Annotated in this window: 14 protein-coding genes and 4 tRNA genes; 13 read left to right on the top strand and 5 right to left on the bottom strand. The window is 61.1% G+C overall.

Translation table 11 applies throughout. The features are described 5' to 3' along the window. The first annotated feature begins 179 nt into the window (after nucleotides 1-179). The 4 genes from acnB (at nucleotide 180) to OKC31_RS08770 (ending at nucleotide 7338) form a co-directional block, all read left to right on the top strand. Entirely contained in the window at nucleotides 180-2777 is a 2598-nt protein-coding gene (acnB, locus tag OKC31_RS08785) for a bifunctional aconitate hydratase 2/2-methylisocitrate dehydratase (RefSeq protein WP_247823573.1), read from the top strand. 280 nt (nucleotides 2778-3057) lie between these two features. Further along, nucleotides 3058-4644, top strand: coding sequence for an EAL domain-containing protein (locus tag OKC31_RS08780; protein ID WP_236317096.1), 1587 nt, complete (start codon nucleotides 3058-3060; stop codon nucleotides 4642-4644). 162 nt (nucleotides 4645-4806) lie between these two features. Then, on the top strand, nucleotides 4807-6201 hold the full coding sequence (locus OKC31_RS08775; RefSeq protein WP_247823572.1) for a D-arabinono-1,4-lactone oxidase: 1395 nt from the start codon (nucleotides 4807-4809) through the stop codon (nucleotides 6199-6201). Nucleotides 6202-6210: 9 nt separating this feature from the next. Continuing rightward, nucleotides 6211-7338, top strand: coding sequence for a CobW family GTP-binding protein (locus OKC31_RS08770; RefSeq protein WP_005355076.1), 1128 nt, complete (start codon nucleotides 6211-6213; stop codon nucleotides 7336-7338). Here the strand turns inward: OKC31_RS08770 and OKC31_RS08765 are convergent. Together OKC31_RS08765 and OKC31_RS08760 are read right to left on the bottom strand one after the other, a co-directional pair. Continuing rightward, nucleotides 7323-10430, bottom strand: coding sequence for an efflux RND transporter permease subunit (locus OKC31_RS08765; protein WP_247823571.1), 3108 nt, complete (start codon nucleotides 10428-10430; stop codon nucleotides 7323-7325). The two genes, OKC31_RS08770 and OKC31_RS08765, sit on opposite strands and share 16 nt — an antisense overlap. Next, entirely contained in the window at nucleotides 10427-11527 is a 1101-nt protein-coding gene (locus OKC31_RS08760) for an efflux RND transporter periplasmic adaptor subunit (RefSeq protein WP_219264534.1), read from the bottom strand. Before OKC31_RS08760 ends, OKC31_RS08765 begins: the two co-directional genes overlap by 4 nt. 90 nt (nucleotides 11528-11617) lie before the next feature. On the opposite strand from OKC31_RS08760, the gene OKC31_RS08755 reads away from it, so the two are divergent. Both OKC31_RS08755 and mdtD read left to right on the top strand, forming a co-directional pair. After that, complete coding sequence (locus OKC31_RS08755) at nucleotides 11618-12226, top strand: TetR/AcrR family transcriptional regulator (protein ID WP_005355070.1); 609 nt, start codon at nucleotides 11618-11620, stop codon at nucleotides 12224-12226. A gap of 11 nt (nucleotides 12227-12237) precedes the next feature. Further along, entirely contained in the window at nucleotides 12238-13641 is a 1404-nt protein-coding gene (mdtD, locus tag OKC31_RS08750) for a multidrug transporter subunit MdtD (RefSeq protein ID WP_247823570.1), read from the top strand. Here the strand turns inward: mdtD and OKC31_RS08745 are convergent. From OKC31_RS08745 to folB, 3 genes are all read right to left on the bottom strand, one after another. Continuing rightward, the gene (locus OKC31_RS08745; protein WP_076494031.1) at nucleotides 13613-14101 is read right to left on the bottom strand and encodes a YbaK/EbsC family protein; all 489 of its coding nucleotides are present in this window, start codon (nucleotides 14099-14101) and stop codon (nucleotides 13613-13615) included. The genes mdtD and OKC31_RS08745 overlap by 29 nt on opposite strands. Before the next feature lie 126 nt (nucleotides 14102-14227). After that, complete coding sequence (gene folK, locus OKC31_RS08740) at nucleotides 14228-14737, bottom strand: 2-amino-4-hydroxy-6-hydroxymethyldihydropteridine diphosphokinase (protein ID WP_219264532.1); 510 nt, start codon at nucleotides 14735-14737, stop codon at nucleotides 14228-14230. Continuing rightward, nucleotides 14737-15108 (bottom strand): dihydroneopterin aldolase, encoded by a 372-nt coding sequence (folB, locus tag OKC31_RS08735; RefSeq protein WP_042053564.1) that lies wholly within the window; start codon nucleotides 15106-15108, stop codon nucleotides 14737-14739. Before folB ends, folK begins: the two co-directional genes overlap by 1 nt. Nucleotides 15109-15265: 157 nt before the next feature. Here folB and plsY point away from each other — a divergent pair, with 157 nt between their 5' ends. From plsY to OKC31_RS08700, 7 genes are all read left to right on the top strand, one after another. Beyond that, nucleotides 15266-15928, top strand: coding sequence for a glycerol-3-phosphate 1-O-acyltransferase PlsY (plsY, locus tag OKC31_RS08730; protein ID WP_042053596.1), 663 nt, complete (start codon nucleotides 15266-15268; stop codon nucleotides 15926-15928). A gap of 47 nt (nucleotides 15929-15975) precedes the next feature. Beyond that, nucleotides 15976-16051, top strand: a tRNA-Phe gene (locus OKC31_RS08725). 52 nt (nucleotides 16052-16103) lie between these two features. Beyond that, nucleotides 16104-16179, top strand: a tRNA-Thr gene (locus OKC31_RS08720). A 3-nt stretch (nucleotides 16180-16182) separates the two neighbouring features. Beyond that, nucleotides 16183-16258, top strand: a tRNA-Phe gene (locus OKC31_RS08715). An 8-nt stretch (nucleotides 16259-16266) separates the two neighbouring features. Then, a tRNA-Asn gene (locus OKC31_RS08710) sits at nucleotides 16267-16342 on the top strand. Nucleotides 16343-16447: 105 nt separating this feature from the next. Continuing rightward, complete coding sequence (locus OKC31_RS08705; RefSeq protein WP_219264531.1) at nucleotides 16448-17620, top strand: CD0519/CD1768 family membrane protein; 1173 nt, start codon at nucleotides 16448-16450, stop codon at nucleotides 17618-17620. Between the two features lie 453 nt (nucleotides 17621-18073). Beyond that, nucleotides 18074-18529 (top strand): hypothetical protein, encoded by a 456-nt coding sequence (locus OKC31_RS08700; protein ID WP_219264530.1) that lies wholly within the window; start codon nucleotides 18074-18076, stop codon nucleotides 18527-18529. Nucleotides 18530-18928: the final 399 nt, after the last annotated feature.

Genomic DNA, 18928 nt, shown 5'->3' with positions numbered 1-18928 from the left:
TTTCAAAAAACACCAGTCTGTTTAATTGGTTACGACTTTGTGGTGAATAAGTAAACAGGGTTTGGATTTTAATTAGTCGTTAAAACTTATATAGTGGGGAGCACCCTACGGGGTGTCCCGCAAGGACGATCGCCGCGAGCGTGGGCGAACCCCAAAAAAAGACCAAAGAGGAATTAGTCGTGCTTGAAACATACCGTAAACACGTCGCAGAACGTGCCGCCGAGGGCGTGGTTGCCAAACCTCTGGATGCAGAGCAGGTCGCCGCCCTGGTAACGCTTCTCAAGAACCCGCCCGCTGGCGAAGAAGACTTTCTGAAAGAGCTGTTGTCCTCCCGTATTCCCCCCGGTGTTGATGAAGCGGCCTATGTCAAAGCCGGTTTCCTCACCGCCGTCGCCAAGGGCGAAGCCCACTCTCCCATCCTGACTGCCGCCGAAGCTGTTGAGCTGCTGGGCACCATGCAGGGTGGTTACAACATTCAGCCGCTGATCGACCTGCTGGATCATGCCACTCTGGCGCCGCTTGCCGCCAAGGGGCTCTCCCACACCCTGCTGATGTTTGACTCCTTCCACGACGTGGAAGAGAAGGCCAAGGCGGGCAATGCTCACGCCAAGCAAGTGATGCAATCCTGGGCTGACGCCGAGTGGTTCCTCTCCCGCCCGGAGCTGGCCGAGAAGATCACCGTCACCGTGTTCAAGGTAACCGGCGAAACCAACACCGACGACCTCTCGCCGGCACCGGACGCCTGGTCCCGCCCGGACATTCCGCTGCACGCCCTGGCGATGCTGAAAAACGCCCGTCCCGGCATTACCCCGGACAAGGATGGCACCGTCGGCCCCATCAAGACCATCGATGCCCTGAAAGAGAAAGGCTTCCCGCTGGCCTATGTGGGTGACGTGGTCGGTACCGGTTCTTCCCGTAAATCCGCCACCAACTCGGTGCTCTGGTTCATGGGCGACGACATTCCGTTCGTGCCGAACAAGCGCGCTGGCGGTGTCTGTCTGGGTGGCAAGATTGCCCCGATCTTCTTCAACACCATGGAAGATGCCGGCGCACTGCCCATCGAAGTGGATGTCTCCAAGCTGGAAATGGGCGATGTGATCGACATCTACCCCTATGCCGGCAAGATCTGCAAACATGGCACCGACCAGGTGCTGGCGCAGTTTGAACTGAAAACCGACGTGCTGATCGACGAAGTACGCGCCGGTGGCCGTATCCCGCTGATCATCGGACGCGGCCTCACTGACAAGGCCCGCGAAGCGCTGGGGCTGCCGTTCTCCACCGTATTCCGCCGTCCGCAGCCGGTGGCCGATACCGGCAAAGGCTTCACCCTGGCCCAGAAGATGGTGGGCAAGGCGTGCGGCGTGAAGGGCATTCGCCCGGGTACCTACTGCGAACCCAAGATGACCACGGTCGGCTCTCAGGACACCACGGGCCCGATGACCCGCGACGAGCTCAAAGATCTGGCCTGTCTCGGCTTCTCCGCCGATCTGACCATGCAGTCCTTCTGCCACACTGCCGCCTATCCGAAGCCCATCGACGTACAGACCCACCACACCCTGCCGGACTTCATCATGAACCGCGGCGGTGTGAGCTTGCGTCCGGGTGACGGCGTCATCCACTCCTGGCTGAACCGCATGCTGCTGCCGGATACCGTGGGTACCGGTGGTGACTCCCACACCCGTTTCCCCATCGGTATTTCCTTCCCGGCGGGCTCTGGTCTGGTGGCCTTCGCCGCCGCCACCGGCGTGATGCCGCTTGATATGCCGGAGTCCGTGCTGGTGCGCTTCAAGGGCGAGCTGCAACCGGGCATCACCCTGCGTGATCTGGTTCATGCCATTCCCTACGCCGCCATCCAGAAAGGGCTGCTGACCGTCGAGAAAGCGGGCAAGAAGAACATCTTCTCCGGCCGCATCCTCGAGATCGAAGGTCTGCCGACCCTGAAGGTAGAGCAGGCGTTCGAACTGGCTGACGCCAGCGCCGAGCGCTCTGCCGCCGGTTGCACCATCAAGCTGGATAAAGAGCCGATCATCGAGTATCTGAAGTCCAACATCGTGATGCTGAAATGGATGCTCTCCGAAGGTTACGGTGACCCGCGCACCATCACCCGTCGCATCAAGGGGATGGAAGAGTGGCTGGCCAACCCGACCCTGATGGAAGCGGACAAGGATGCCGAGTACGCCGAAATCATCGAGATCGATCTGGCCACCATCAAGGAGCCGATCCTGTGTGCGCCGAACGATCCGGACGATGCCCGTCTGCTGAGCGACGTGGCTGGTGACAAGATCGACGAGGTGTTCATCGGTTCCTGCATGACCAACATCGGTCACTTCCGCGCCGCCGGCAAACTGCTCGAGAAGTATCAGGGCGAGCTGCCGACCCGCATGTGGATCGCACCGCCCACCAAGATGGACAAGGATCAGCTGACCGAAGAGGGCTACTACGGCATCTTTGGTCGCGTCGGTGCCCGCATCGAGATCCCGGGCTGCTCCCTCTGCATGGGCAACCAGGCGCGGGTAGCGGAAGGGGCCTCCGTGGTCTCTACTTCCACCCGTAACTTCCCGAACCGTCTGGGTAAAGGTGCCAACGTTTATCTGGCCTCAGCAGAGCTGGCCGCCGTTGCCGCCATCCTCGGCAAGATCCCGACTGTGGCGGAGTACCTGCAGTACGCCAAGGCGCTCGATGCCACTGCGGCAGATACTTACCGCTACCTCAACTTCAACGAGATTGCCTCCTACACCAAGAAGGCCGATGCGGTGATCCTGCAGCAAGCCGTTTAACGGAGTTCTTGCGCGATTTGCGCGATAAGAAGCCAATAATGCCGCGTATTTACGCGGCATTATTTATTTGTGTGTTATTCACCGTCTTTTTTGAAGATTGTTTGCACGATCCTTGCTAGAGAGATCCAACCACCTGTTTGGTGGTTCGTTTTATAAACGCTTTGGGTTATGTTGTTCGGTTATGTGCGGTAATGATGAGGCATCGTTATCGAGGGAAAGTGGATATCTGTTCACTGGGTGCTTGCGTTGGCAGGCCTGACGAATTGCGGCGTGGTTCTTTATGTTTCTGTTCAGGATCGATCTCTCCCGAACCGGGTTACGCTTCGGCGGTGCCTTGCTGGTCTTTACCCTGCCGCTGCTGGTGGGAGCTTGGCTCATCCACAGCAATTATGTGCAGGAGCTGAAAGCGGAATCCAGCGCCTCGGCCCACAAGGCCAGAACCCTGATGGAGTCGATGCTGGATCATGCGGAGCAGGCCAATCGCTCCGTGCTGCCTCTGGTGAATGCTCCCTGTCGCGACAATCTGCTGGTGCTGCGCAAGAAGGTCGCCATCGAGCCCTTCCTGCGTTCGGTCAATCTGGTACGAAACGGCATCATCAATTGCACCTCGCTGTTTGGTGAGGCCAATGATGCCGATGATGGCTCCATCTACACCGGCCGCAAGCTGCTGCTGATGAGTGGCAACCGGGTGCGGCAAAATCACCCGCTGCTGGTGGTGCGCACCGAGCAGGGTAAGGATGCCGCCTTGAGTGCCATCGACAGTACCCAGCTCAGCTTCATGCTCTCCATGAGCGGAAAATCCAGTGCGCTCTATCTGCAGGTGGGATCGGCCTGGCTCAATGAGTCTGGCCGCTATCTGAGCGAGGCGCCCACTCTCCATCGCGGGATCAGTCAGGCCCTCACCTCATCCCATTATCCTTTCACCATCCATGCCGGTTATGCCATGCCGGTCTACTGGAAGTCGCTGTGGGCCGCGCGGCATGTGGCGCTGTCGTGGCTGGCGTTTTCCTCGCTTTTACTGGCCTGGCTGGTGTGGTGGGTGCTGGGGCGTCCCGGCTCGCCAACAGATGAATTGCGACGGGCCCTGCGAGCCAGGGAGTTTGTTCCCTACTTGCAGCCGCTGATTGCCAGCCACGACGGCAAGATGATGGGCGCCGAGGTGCTGATGCGCTGGGAGCATGTCAATGAAGGGGTGATCCGGCCCGATCTCTTTATCCCGCAAGCGGAGGAGTCGGGACTGATCGTCCCCATGACCACCCATATCATGAAGCAGGTGGCGACACGGTTGAACCGCTCTCAGGAGCAGTTGCCCGATGGGTTTCATATCAGCTTCAACATCAGCGCCGCCCATTGCCACGATTTTGCCCTGCTGGCCGAGTGCCGCGCCTTCCTCGGTCACTTTGTTCCCGGCAAGGTGGTACTGGTGCTGGAGCTGACCGAGCGGGAGCTGTTGATGTCAGATCCCCAGACCCTCTCCCTGTTCCGCCAGCTGGACGAGATGGGGGTCAAACTCGCCATCGACGACTTTGGTACCGGCCACTCCAGCCTGGCTTACCTGCAGCAGTTCCATGTGGATTACCTCAAGATCGACAAATCCTTTATTGCCCGCATCGGTACCGAGTCGCTCTCGGAACATATCGTGGATAACGTGATCGATCTGGCGACCCGGCTCGGTCTGGCGCTGGTGGCGGAAGGGGTGGAGAGCGAGCGTCAGGCTGACTACCTCAGGGCTAAAGGGGTCGACTATCTACAGGGATACCTGTTTGCCCGCCCCATGCCGCTGCGCCAGTTCTGCGAGGAGCTGCTGCCGGAAGAGGCGCAGACCCGGCAGCCAGATGGGGTACGAGGCATCCCGAACGCCACCTGATCTATCGGTGACAGACGGGCGGACACGCTCCTGTCTGGCAGGGTAGGGAAGTGCTCTCTCCCTATCCCCCCTCAAGTGCAGGGGCTTGTTTTCCATGCCTTGTGGCTCGCTTTTCGGTAGAATCGGCGCTCATTTTGACGTCAGTAAAAGATGAGGCGCGGTATGACGGTTCAGTTCCAGGCATTTCACAGCATCAAGGCGATCGGTAATCGGGAGGTGCTGTTCAACTGGTCGAGAACCAATCCCCTTGGGGCGCTGGATCAGGTGTGGCGCCCGAAAAGCCGCGACGAGTTGCAAGCGCTGCTGCGGGAACACCCCGAGCGCAAGCTGCGCCTTATCGGCTCCGGCCTCTCCTTCGAACCCATCCACAGCGTCTATGCCGAGGGCAGTCAGGCGCTGCTGGTGGACTTGCACCACCTGCGCGGCCAGCTGGCGAAAACTGCCGATACCGTGACCTATCAGGCGGGGACGCCGCTCGATACCGTTTATGCCGAGCTGATCGCCATGGAGCGGATGCTGCCCGCATCCCCCGGCGTTATCGGCATCCAGACCCTGGGCGGCGCCCTCAGCACCGGCACCCACGGTCAGGGGCTGCACCAGTCTGCCCTGTGCGATGCGGTGGAGGCGATGACGGTGATGCTGGCCAGTGGCGACATCATCCTGGTGGATCGCACCGACCCGCGCTTCGGTGCCTTCGTGATGGGAATGGGGATGCTCGGCATCCTGCTCGACGTCACCCTGCGCACCGTGTCCAACCGCATTATGCGCTGCACCAAGTTCACCACCGATTACCCCTTCCTGCTGGAGCACAACGAACGGCTCAACCGCGAGCATGGCTTTGTGAAGAGCTGGTGGTTTGCCTGGACCGGCGAGAGTCACATCTGGCTGGTGGACCCTGCCTCCGATGAGGAGGTGGCCCGTTATCGCGCCGGTGGTAGCGAGCCGCTGCTGCTGGATGGCGATATCGACGCCCGCATGAATGCCACCATTGATGCCACTTTGCAGAAGATGGCGAAAGACACCAAGGATGAGGCCTTGGCGGGGGAGCACTTCGAGACGGTGCGCCGCTTCAAGGATGCCTCCGATCTGGTGGGCAACGTCTACCAGATCCTCTGCAAGGGGATCCCGGCACCTCAGATCAACTGTGAGGTGGCGGTGCCGCTTCATCGCATGAACGAGGCACTGGAGACCCTGCAGGCCTGGCAGCAGGCCAACCCGGGCGTGCTGCACTACCCCTTTATCCTGCGCTGTACCGGCCCCTCTGAGGCCTGGCTCAGCGCCGCTTATGGCCAGCCGGTCTGCTGGATCGGTTTTCTGGTCTATCTGGCGGCGGACGGCACCTTCGTCAACGGCTCCATGGAGCAGATGCGCGAGCTGCAGCAACTGCTGGTGCCCCTTGGCGGCATCCCCCACTTCGGCAAGCATCTGGCGATGGATCTCTACGATTTCCCGGCCCTGCTGCCGCGCTGGAGCGACTTCGTGGCGTTGAAAGCCGAGCTCGACCCCCACGGCCGCTTTGAAAACCGCTGGCTCAGCGACCTGTTTGCCAACCGGTAAGGATCTGACATGACCGATATGCAAGATACCCGTATCCCAGTGACCCTGCTGACCGGCTTTCTCGGCAGCGGCAAGACCACCTTGCTCAACCACTGGGTCAAGCAGCCGGAGCTTGGCGAGTGCGCCGTGCTGATCAACGAGTTCGGCTCGGTGGGGCTGGATCACCATCTGGTGCAACAGGTGGATGAGCAGGTGATGCTGCTCGACTCCGGCTGCATCTGCTGCTCGGTGCAGGGCTCCTTGGTGGAGGCGCTGCAGGGGCTCTTTATGAAGGCCATCCAGCGCAAAATCAAACCGTTCAAGCGACTGATTATCGAGACCACTGGTCTGGCCGATCCAGCTCCCGTGCTATTTACCCTGCGCGAAGAGGGCTTTATCGCCCAGCGCTACCGCTTCGATGGCACTGTCACCGTGGTGGATGCTGGTCATATCGAGCAGCAGTTGGCGGCCCAGTATGAAGCGGTGAAACAGGTAGCGCTGGCGGATCTGCTGGTGGTGAGCAAGGGGGATCTGGTAGATGGCGAACAGCTGGCGCGGGTCGAAGCCCAGCTGGCGGCACTCAATCCTGCGGCCCCGATCCAGCAGGTGACCAATGGCGAACTGTCGCCAGCGGTGCTGGAAAAGCTCGGCGCCTACAACGAAGCGGCGGGGCGCGATGTGCGCCAGCTGCTGGCCTGGTTGCGCACCGAATCCCCCAAGCAGGGGCTGGCGTCACCGATGCAGCCGAAGATGCAACCGTTCGCCGCCAAGGTGGGCACAGCTGCGCCCACCCACTTCGAGCACGGCAACATCGAGAGTTTCTCCCTGCGTATCGGCGAGCCGCTCAAGCCCTCTCGTCTGCTGGCCGCTATCGATGCGGTGCAGGCGCAGTATGGCGATGCCCTGCTGCGCCTCAAGGGGATTTTGCAGCTGGAAGGGGAGAGCCAGCCGGTGGTGATCCACGGCGTCCACGGCCAGCTCTATCCGCTGCAGGCGCTGGGCGACTGGCCAGAGGGCAAGGCCCAGTCCCGACTGGTGTTTATCGTGAAAAGTCAGGACAAGGCCGGTATCGAACAGCTCTTTATGGCGACCCTCAAGGCCCCCGAGCCAACTCTGGAAGAGCGGCTCAAAGCCATGCTGGGTCAGCCCGACAACTGATCTTGCGCGTTGCAGCTCTCCTGCACCGGGTCAGGACGGCGGCGGTTGAACAACACAAACGCCACCGGCACAAAGTAGAACGAGAGCAGGGTCGCCAGCGCTGTGCCACCGGCGATGGGGATGGCAAAGGGGGGCCAGAAGCCGCCGCCCCCCAGCAATAGCGGGATGAAGCCGCCCACCGTGGTGATGGTGGTTGAGACGATGTGGCGGCTGCAACCGGCCACCAGGTCACGGATCTGCGGCAGATTGCCCTGTTGTGCCAGCGGGTCTGCCTTCAGCTCGGCCAGAATGACGATGGCGGCGTTGATGGCCAGCCCCATCAGTCCCAGCAGGGCGATGATCACCGTAAACCCGAAGGGGTAGCCCAGCAGCCAGACCCACAGCAGGCCGAGCCCCGCCGACTGGATCGCCACCAGGGTGACGATGCCTGCCAGCCGGAACGAGTTGAAGCTGAGCACCAGCACGGTCACCAGCAGCACGGCGACCAGGCTGACATGGGCCATCAGATTGCCCACCGATTCATCCCGCTTGGCGGCTTCCCCGCCAAACTCCAGTCGATAGCCCGGCGGCAATGCCAGCGCCTTGGCGGCCAGCCTCTCTTTTACCTGCTCCAGCACGGTTTGCGGCAGTACGCCGACCGCCAGATAGGCCTCCAGCACATTGACCCGCTCACCATCCCGACGGCTGATCTCCCCCCAGCTTGGCAGCAGCTCGGGAGTGGCCAGCGCCCGCAAGGTGAGATTGGCTGCCCCTTGCTGGCCGGTGCCGGTGAGCGACAGCGGCACATTGAGCAGCGCATCCGGATCCTGACGCAAGGGCTCGGCCAGTCGCACCCGAACCGGGATTGACTCGGTGCCTTCCAGCACAGTGCCGCCCAACCTGCCATCCAGTGCACCCGCCAGCCGGGAGGCAACATCTGTCAGGCTCATGCCTGCCAGTCGGGCGGCCTCCTCATCGACCTGCAACCAGAGTTTGGGTGCCCCTGCCTGCAAGGTGGCGCGGGTCTGCACCACGGCCGGGGTATTGGCGAGCAGACTGCGCAGCTCCTCTCCCAGACGGTGTAGTTGTTCAAGGTCGGGGCCAAACAGCCGCAGCTCGACCGGGGCATTGAAGGGCGGCCCCTGTTCCAGCTTGCGCACCAGGATCTGCGCTTCGGGAAATTTTGCATCGAGCCGCTGCTGCAGTTGTGAAATGAGCCGCTCGGCGGCATCGGCATCCTGCAGGGTGATCATCCCCTGGGCGTAATCGGCCCGCCCCTGTTTTCTGGGGACCAGGTTGTAGTAGAAGCTGGGGGCGTTGTCGCCCACCACCCAGTCCTGACGAACCAGTTCGGGGAGACTGGCCAGCTCGGCGTAGATCCCCAGTGCCAGCTCGCGGGTGCGCGCCAGGCTCGCCTGTGGGGAGAGGCTGGCCTCGATGTGGATCATGTCCCGGTCGGCAGGGGGAAAGAACTGTTCGGTGAGGCGGCCCGCCACCCAGAAACCGAGCAGGGGCAGCAGACTGACCAGCAGCAGGGTACGCCAGGGGTGAGCCAGCGCCATGGCGATGCTCTGCTGGAAACGGGCGCTCACCCGGGGCAGGTGCAAGCCATCCTGATACCAGCGTCCCCCCTGATCACTGTCAATCCAGCGGGCTGCGAGGCCAGCCACCAGGGTGTGGGCGATGAGGTAGGATCCCAGCAGCGAACAGATCACCGCCCAGGCGATGCCGCCGACAAACTCGCCCGCCGGGCCCGGCATCAGAATGATCGGCATAAAGGCGAGCATGGTGGTGAGGGTGGAGCCCAGCAGTGGCAGCCAGAGGTGGCCGATGGCTTCCAGTGCGGCGGCACTCATGGCCATGCCGTGACGGCGCTGATACTGCACCCGATCCGCCATGACGATGGCGTTATCCACCATGATCCCGAGCGCCACCACCAGACCGGTGACCGACATCTGGTGAATGGGCAGATTGATCAGGTTCATGCAGGCGAAAGAGAACGCCACGGTAAGCGGCAGCGACAGGGCCACGATAATGGCGGCCTTGACCCCCAAGGTCACCAGCAGCACGGCCACTATGATGAGGAAGCCCTGCACAATGTTGATGAGCAGGGTGTCGAGCCGCTGATCGGTATAACGCTGCTGATCGAAGCTGGTGACGAGGCCGATATTATCCGGCAAGTCCTGTTGCAGCTTGGCCAGCATGGTATCGACCCGTGCCGACCAGAGGTCGATGCGGTGATCCTGTGCCATGCGCAGGCCGACCACCACCGCCCGCTCACCATTGGCAAAGGCCAGCTGGCTCTCCGGCTGGTGCAGGGTACGCCGTACCTCGGCCAGATCGCCAAGGCGCAGGGTCTGGCCTTGCTCGCCGGTGCGCAGCGGGATCTGGCGGATCCGCTCCAGGGTATCGAGGGCGCCGCGGATCTCTACCTGAAAGCGATTGTGGCTGCCCTGCAACTCCCCGGCGGCTACTTTGGCATCAGCACCGCTCAGCGCCTGGGCAAGCTGTTCGCCACTCATGCCGCTGGCACTGAGGGCGAGGGGATCGAACCGTACCTCGATCTCCTCCTGTGGTGCCCCGACCCGCTCGACGTATTCGGTACCCGGCAGCTGGCGAGCCCGGCGTTCCAGCTCGGCGCTGTAGCGGGCGAGGCGATCCAGCTGCGGCTGGCCCGGCCCGCGCCAGACCACATTGACCAGCCGGGTGAAGGGATAGCCCTTCTCGTCATCCAGCTTGGGGGCACTGGCGCCGGCTGGCAGCCCGGAGGCAAGATCTGCCAGCCGGTCACGGACTCTGGACCAGACAGGCTCGACATCGCTGACCTGATCCTTGAGCTCCAGATTGATGATGGAGAGACCGGGGCGAGAGCTCGACTCGATCAGCTTGATCTCGCTCTGGGCCCGCAACCGGTTCTCGATGGGCTCGCTTACCAGCGCTTCCACCCGCTCGGCGCTGGCCCCGGGGAAGTGGGTAACCACGCTGGCAAAGCGGCTGGTGAGCTGGGGATCTTCGGTTCTGGGCAGGGTCTGCAATGCCGCAAGGGCGGCCGTCAGCAGCAGCGCGACCGTCAACAGCAGCAGGCGGCCATTCTCGATAAACGGGCGGATCATGACTGTGGCTCCGGATGGCCTGCCTGATGATCCACGCTGGTTGTCAGGGTGACCTGCTGGCCCGGCACCAGTTTATGCAGGCCATCGGTCACCAGCTGTTCCTGTCCGTTCAGGGCACCACTTATCCAGGCCCGCTCGCCATCTTGTTGCAGCAGGGTGACGTCCCGACTGACCACCCGGGGTGGCGTTTCGTCGTTGAGCAGATAGAGGGTCCAGCTGCCGCGCAATCCCTGGGTCAGCGCGGTGAGCGGCACCTCGTAGGCGCGGGTGGGCTCGCGGGTCTGATGCAACAGGGTGATCAGTTGCCCCTCTGCCAGTTGTTCGCCGCCCCGGGTCAGCTGGAAGCGGGCGGTGCGGGTGTGGGTCTGCCCGTCCACTTGTACCCCCAGATTAAGCAGGCGTCCCTCCAGTGATTGCGCCCCGCTTTGCAGGGGATAGCGTTGGCCGACGATCAGGGACTCGGCCTGTTTCACCGGCACGCCGATATCGGCCTCCCACTGGCCGCTGCGGGTCAGGGAGAAGAGAGGCTGGCCTGCGGCCACCACGGCCCCCAATGCCTGTTCACGGCTGACCACAATCCCGTTGAAGGGGGCGCGCAGCTGTGATTTCTCCTGTTTGACCCGGTTGGCTTCGAGGGCGGCGGCCAGCTGGTTGGCGCTTGCCTCCAGCATGCGGACTTTGCTCTGCTGTTCATCCAGCGCCTGACGGGAGCTGAACTGCTGCTGGCGCAGGGCGGTGAGTCGTTCGAGCGTCTGTCGGGCAAGGGTCAGCTCGGCCTCGTTCTGGGCGGCCCGGGCGGCCAGCTCTTTGGCTTCCACTGCCAGCAGCCGGGTATCCAGTGTGGCGAGCAGTTCGCCAGCCGCGACCGGCTCTCCCCGTCCCTTGTGCAGGGTGGCGATCCGCCCTGCCAGCTCGAAGCCTATCTGGCTGTGCTCGGGGGCGATCACCCTGCCATTGAAGCGGTGTAGCACCGGGTAGTGATCGCTGGCTTGCAGCGGCTGGGCGATCACCCGGGTCAGGGCAGGTGTTTCTTCTGACTCTGTGACCGGGCTGCAGCCACTCAGTAACAGCGCCAGCAGGATTAAGCAAAGTGTCATGACATCATCCTCTGGTTGACATAACATCAAATCACACCGGTGAGTCTAGTTTTTCGAAACTAGACTGTCCAGTTTGATTGTGGAGGAAAAATGAACATTTCACCCCGTAGTCAGCAGAAGCGGGCTGCGATCCTCGATGCTGCCGGGCGGCTCTTCTGTCAGCACGGTCTGCATCTGGTCAGCATGGACATGGTGGCCAGTGAAGCGGGCGTCTCCAAGCAGACGGTCTACAGCCATTTTGCCAACAAGGAGTCGCTGTTTGCCGAAGCGGTGGGCAGCAAGTGCGTCAGCAGTGAGCTTATGCCGGAGGTATTGTTGCGTGGCAACAATGTGCGGGAGAGTCTGATTGCCTTTGGTCGCAGCTTTCGCAAGTTGATCCTGAGCGATGATGCCATCAATATCTTTCGCACCTGCATCAGCTGCAACGATGCCCAGCTGGCCACCCTTTTTTTCGAGGCGGGCCCGCTCTACGTGACCGAGATGCTGTCCAACTGGCTGGAGCAGCAGAAGCAGCAAGGCCTGCTGTGCCATCAAGACAGCGAACAGGCCGCTTTGCAGCTGTTGCTGATGTGGCAGGGCAAGGAGCGCATGCTCCGTGAGCTGGGTCTGCCGTTGACCCAGAGCGCTGCCGAGCAGGATGCCTGGACCCTGAGTTGTGTCGATCTCTTCCTGACCGCCGCCGCTCCCCCGCAAAAATAATGGAGGTGGCAATGAGCCACACAGTGACAGATGCCCAGCGCAAGTGGCTGCCCCTGCTGGCGGCGGTCGGTTTCTTTATGCAGGCGCTGGATGGCACCATTCTCAACACCGCCCTGCCCAGCATGGCCGAGACCTTGGGGGAGAGCCCGCTGCAGATGCAGTCGGTGATCATCGCCTACATGCTGACTGTGGCGCTGCTGATCCCGGCCTCCGGCTGGCTGGCAGACAGATTCGGTACCCGCCGCATCTATCTGGCCGCCATCTCGCTCTTTACCCTCGGCTCGCTCGCCTGCGCCGCCTCCAATTCGCTCTCCATGCTGGTGGCCGCCCGTGTGCTTCAGGGGATTGGCGGTGCGCTGCTGATGCCGGTGGGACGGTTGGCGGTGCTGCGGGTCTATGACAAGCACGAGCTGCTGCGGGTGATGTCGTTTGTCACCATCCCGGGGCTGCTCGGCCCGCTGATGGGGCCGGCACTCGGTGGCTGGCTGGTGGAAGTGGCGAGCTGGCACTGGGTATTTCTCATCAACCTGCCGGTGGGGCTGCTCGGCTTTATCGCCAGTTGGCACTTTATGCCGGAGCTGCGGCAGCAGACCGCCCGGTTCGACTGGCAGGGCTTTGTGATGTTCAGCGTCGGCATGGTGCTGGTGTCGGTCGGCTTGCAGGGGCTGGGGGAGCACAGCATCTCCACCGGTTGGGCGCTGTTTGCACTGATCTTCGGCTTGGCTGCGATGGCGAGCTACTGGCTCTATGCCGCCAATGCACAGCAGCCGCTCTTTAGCCTGAACCTGTTCAAGACCACCACCTTTGCCATCGGCATCTGGGGCAACCTGTTTGCCCGCCTCGGCAGCGGCGCCATGCCCTTCCTCACCCCGCTGTTTCTGCAGTTGGGGCTCGGTTTCTCGCCAAGCAAGGCGGGGATGACCATGATCCCCACCGTGATTGGCGCCATGCTGACCAAGACGCTGGTGAACAAGCTTATTTCGAAGGTGGGCTATCGCCGCATCCTGATCGGCAACACCCTGTTGCTGGGGGCGATGATCGCCAGCTTCTATTTCATCGACAACCAGCTCCCCTACTGGGTCTTGCTGGGCTGGCTGGCGATCTTCGGCGCCATCAACTCGCTGCAGTTCTCCGCCATGAACACGCTCACGCTGCAAGATCTCAGCCCGACCCTGGCCAGCAGTGGCAACGGTCTGCTCTCGGTAGTGATGCAGCTCTCCATGAGTTTGGGGGTGGCGATTGCCGCCAGCCTGCTCGGGCTCTTCTCGGCGGGCACCTCAGTGGCCGAGGGTCAGTGGCTGGCCGGGTTCCACCTTACCTACCTCTGTGTCGGGCTGCTCTCCATGCTGGCGGCGCTGATCTTCGCCCAACTGGCGCGCGATGGGGCTACGTCGTCGGGGCGGGTAGATAGCTGACCTCGCAGGGGAGCTGCGCCAGCACTTCGGCCAGATGCTCGGTCGCCAGCAGAAAGGTCTGCTCCGGGTGGCCCGGAGTCCAGGTGAAGGCGGTGTGGTTGAGCAGTTGCGGATCCACCAGTAGCGGAATATCGGCGCGGGGCAGGAAGGGGCAGACCGCCCCCGGCAGGCAGCCAATCTCCGCCTGCATCTCTTCGGCGGTGCAGATGGAGGGCTTGGCACCGAGTGCGGCCTTGACCGCCTTGTTGTCGAGCCGTCCGTCCCTGTGGGTCAGCAGCAGGGCGAAGCGGCCATCCTTGAACTTGAGAAACAGGGTCTTGCTGAACTCCGCCTGCCAGCCGAGGCGGGCCTTGACCTTTTCATCGGTGGCGTAGTCGAGAATGGGTTCATGCTCATAGCGCTGGTGGGGCAGTTCAGCCAGCAGCTGGCAGTTGAAATGGTGAATGGTATCGAGTGGCATGGGGTTCTCCTGTAGTGGGCGCTATCCTGCCAGCCTCGCAGGGTCAGGCCCAATGACACTTTCTTATCCGTGATAAGCAACTCTGTCCGTGAAAACAACAAGGGCGCCGTGAGGCGCCCTTGTTGATCAGTGATGCTGCAATTCGCACGCTTCCCAGTGAAAGGGAATGGGACACAGCTGCTGGGAGGTCTTGTCATAGGCCTGCCACAGCTCGCCCATGGTGCGGCCATCGACCGGGTGGCGCAGTTTGGGTGCCAGCTCGGCCAGCGGCCATAGCACGAAGGCGTTGGTGAGCACTTCACCGCGCGGCAGCACCAGCGGGGTGTCGCAGACCAGATCGCCATAGAGCAGCAGATCGAGATCCAGGGTGCGCGGGGCGAACTTCTTGGCATCCGGCTCGCGGCCGTGGGCGAACTCCATGGCCCGCAGTCGCTGGCAGACGGTGGTCAGCGGCAGATCGGTCTCGGCAGCCGCCACCAGGTTGTAGAAGGGGCGGCCGTTGAAGCCGACCGCCTCGCTCTCGAATACCCGGGAGACCCGCAGCTCGCCAAACTCGGCGTGCAGGGCATCGAGCCCGGCGCGAATATGGCGCTCTCGCTCGATGTTGGAGCCGAGGCTGATATAGATGGTGGTCATCAGTTGCTGCTCGCAGTTGGTGTGCGATGGCGCAGGATTTCGACGCCGACCCCGGCGGCATTGGGCACGGCGCCCGGCTTGGTGAGGGTCACCTTGACCCACTGTACCCGCTCGTCGGCGAGCACCAGCATGGCAACCTGCTCGGCCATGGTCTCGACCAGCTCAACGACTTTGCCGGTGACATGCTCGCAAATCTTGTTGGAGAGGTCGGCATAATCCAGTGCCAGATTGATGTCGTCGGTTGCTGCCGCGGGGCGGTTGTCGAACCCCATCTCGAGGTCAAAACGGAGCTTTTGGCGAATGCCCTTCTCCCACTCATATACACCTATGGTGGTCAAAACTTCGAGTCCGCGAATAAACACCTTGTCCATGACTGTACTTCTTCTTTACTCTTGATGGGCTGTGATGACAGCGCAGGGATGCTGGCCGGGCAACAGGCTTGCCGAGGCGCTCTGGGTGGGCATGGGCCCATGCCAGCGTATGTGGCCCGCATCATACCCCATTCATATCGTGGTAAAAACGACCAAGATGACGGCCCTGACGATTTTGATGATTATTCTGGCCTACCTGGGTGGTTCACTATCCAGTGCTGTGCTGGTCTCCCGCTGCACAGGTCTGCCCGACCCGCGGGATCATGGCTCCCACAATCCGGGGGCAACCAATGTGCTGCGCCTCGGTGGCCGGATGGCGGCGCTGGTGGTGCTGTTGCTCGATGTGCTCAAGGGCACTGTGCCCGTCTATCTCGCCTGGTATCTGCAGATCAAACCCGTCTACCTCGGCTTTATCGGGGTCGCCGCCTGCCTCGGCCATATGTACCCCATCTTCTTTCATTTTCGTGGTGGCAAAGGAGTCGCCACGGCACTGGGGACCATGATGCCCATCGGCTTTACCATGGGGGGCGCCGTGATTGGCACCTGGCTGCTGGTGCTGCTGGTGAGCGGCTACTCCTCGCTGGCCTCCATCATTACCGTGCTGCTGACGCCACTCTTTACCTATCTGCTCAAACCCGAATACACCCTGCCAGTCTCGCTGCTCTCCTGCCTCATCCTGATCCGCCATCACGAGAACATCTCCCGCCTGCTCAAGGGGGAGGAACCCAGAGTCTGGGGGCGAAAAGGCGCGGCCTGTGCCGAAGAAGTGGCAGAAATGGACGATGTTGCGCAAAAAAGAGACGAACGAGACAAAAAGTGAAATTTCCCGTTGACCATCCGCCTTAAAATCCGTTTAATAGCGCCCACGCCCAGATAGCTCAGTCGGTAGAGCAGGGGATTGAAAATCCCCGTGTCGGCGGTTCGATTCCGTCTCTGGGCACCAATTTTGGTGCCATGAAATAAAAAATTTGTTCATGCACAATGGTTTAAAGTGTGCCGGCTTAGCTCAGTAGGTAGAGCAACTGACTTGTAATCAGTAGGTCACCAGTTCGATTCCGGTAGCCGGCACCATTTGCCCAGATAGCTCAGTCGGTAGAGCAGGGGATTGAAAATCCCCGTGTCGGCGGTTCGATTCCGTCTCTGGGCACCAATTACAATTCCTCCTTAGTTCAGTCGGTAGAACGGCGGACTGTTAATCCGTATGTCACTGGTTCAAGTCCAGTAGGAGGAGCCAATTCAAAAAGCCCTTGTCGCAAGACAAGGGCTTTTTTCTATTTGGCGCAGCCATTTTTTAACCATAAAAACAACCACACACGCACAGATGAACCGCAGGATAGATATGGAAAATCATGTAGTTATAGAGTCAAAGGGGCGACTTGCCGTCATTCGGAACTGGATGGAACCCGTGCTGGTGCTGCTTATTCTCGGCAGCCTGTTCGGTTACCTCGGCAGCCAGATGGGCCTCTCTGCCATGGTCAACACCCTGTTCAATACCGCCCACCAGCTACTGCTCAATACCGTGCTCTTTATCATGGGGATCACGGTGCTCTCTGGTGCCCTGAGCCAGCTATTGAGCGAGTTCGGAGTGATCCGCCTGCTGGAAGTGCTGCTGGCCCCGCTGATGAAGCCGGTGTTTCGTCTGCCCGGTCGCACCGCGCTGGCGGCGCTGATGACCTTCTTCTCAGACAACCCGGCGGTGATCAGCCTCGCCAAGGACAGCCGCTTTCGCAAAGGCTTCACTCCGTGGCAACTGGTGTCGCTGACCAACTTCGGCACCGCCTTCGGCATGGGGCTGATCGTGGTCACCTTTATGGCCACCTTGCAGCTGCCGAGCGGTGAATCCACCGCCAGCGCGGCGCTGATCGGGCTGCTCGGTGCTCTGGTGGGCTCGGTGGTCTCTACCCGACTGATGCAACGGATGATCCGCCCCTTGGTGGGGGAAGTGCTGAACGATGACGCGGTATCGTCCGACGGCCGCAAGGTCGGGGTAACCAAAGAGGCGGCTCCCGGCTGGCTGCGGATCCTCAACTCTCTGCTCGATGGCGGCAAATCTGGTGTGGAGCTGGGAATGGCGGTGATCCCCGGGGTGCTGATCATTAGTACCTTCGTGATGCTGCTCACCTTCGGCCCGGGCGACAAGGGGTACACCGGCGAAGCGTTTCAGGGGGTAGCCCTGCTGCCGGTGCTGGCCGCCAAGGTGAGCTGGCTGTTTGACCTGCTGTTCGGCTTCCAGCAGCCGGAGCTGGTCGCCTTCCCAGCCACCTCCCTCGGTGCGGTCGGTGCCGCCATGTCACTGGTGCCCCCCTTTATCGCCAAGGGGTGGATCACTGGTAACGAGGTCGCGGTGTTTACCGCCATGGGGATGTGCTGGAGTGGCTTCCTGAGCACCCACACCGCCATGCTCGATGCCCTCGGCTATCGCCACCTCACCTCCCGCGCCATCGTTGCCCACACCATCGGCGGCCTGTGCGCTGGTGTGGCCGCTCACCAGCTCTATCTACTGCTGGGCTGAGTCGGGTTCAGATACGGACATAAAAAGAGGCTCTTCGGAGCCTCTTTTCATTTCTATTGGTCATGCCTTGTGGGCGGATCACCGCTCGATTAGTAAGCCCGCAGGTCGTTATTCGGTGCCTGATCGCTGCGGTGCTTTTGTCAGGTTTTACTCTGTTGGTGCCATCAGCAGCGCAAGTGGCTCAAAGAGTTGGCGATCAGGGTGTGAAAGGAAGGGGGCGCGGCTCGGGTGGGCGGCAAAACGCTTTGCCACCACATTGCCACTACCGCTTGTGGCGGCAGCTACTGGCCGCCTGACACCCCTTTGCGCTCGGCCATCTCCTGCGTGCTGGTTGAATAAATAGATCAGCCATTCAAGGGATTAGCCGGTGCGGTGCGTTTTATCGCCGTGCTGGCCCCGCTTATGCACATCTCTTGGCAACACCATTCAGGGTCGTTGTCGAGGAGAAAGAGCATGATCAGCAACCTGCTTCCCCTTGCCTCTATCGCCCTCAAGCTGGGCAGTCAGTTGCTTGGCAGCAGTGCCAAACCTAAGCCTGTGCAGCAAACCGTGCAGGAAGAGCGCCTTGCCCCGACTGTCCAGAGCTTGTTCCAGCGACTCGGTATCAAGGATGCCGATAGCGAACAGAACCGCTCGGCCATCAACCACTTTATGGGGGAGCTGATGCAGACTCTGGGGCAGGAGAATGGTGGCCAATCCCTCCCGGCTGCCATCGACAGCGCCCGCAACCAGCTGGCGAGCGGCACCCAGAGCACTCGCTTTGATGCGCTGCAAAGCGAGCTCAATACCCTCAAGGATTCCCTCGGTGCCAGCAATCTCAACCTCGAACAGGTGCTCTACGCCTTCAAGCAAACCCTGCCCAATGGCAAGGGGGAGGGGGTGGGTAAACTGCTCAATGCCTGTGCGTGAAATGCCTGAGCAGTATCGACTTCAGTAGATGACGAGCCTGTCAATAAATAATCTGGTAGCGTATTCGTGTGGATGTGATGCAAAGCGTGACTATGGCTATTTCCTAGGAATAGCCCACCCGTTTCATATCCATAGAAGAGAGGAATTCATATCTTTCTATTCGTGGAGAATCAAATATGCCGTCAGTTACACCTATGTATTGCAAAAAGTGTGGTAACCATTTCAATGGCTATTCAAATGGACTTCTCGCTGTTCGGTGTGAATACACGGCCAATTGTCCAGCGTGTGGAAACACAATCGCAATACATAATATTGGGGCTTTTTTTACATCGGTACGTCCTGCTAATTCAGTAGAACTAAAGAAGTCGTAAATAAGGGGAGCTATCGCTCCCCCTCCTC

It is taken from the genome of Aeromonas sp. Y293-4 (assembly GCF_027705905.1).
Lineage (GTDB): Bacteria > Pseudomonadota > Gammaproteobacteria > Enterobacterales > Aeromonadaceae > Aeromonas > Aeromonas veronii.
The sequence above is the reverse complement of the archived record's forward strand: the minus strand, read 5'-3'. Positions and strand labels throughout refer to the sequence as shown.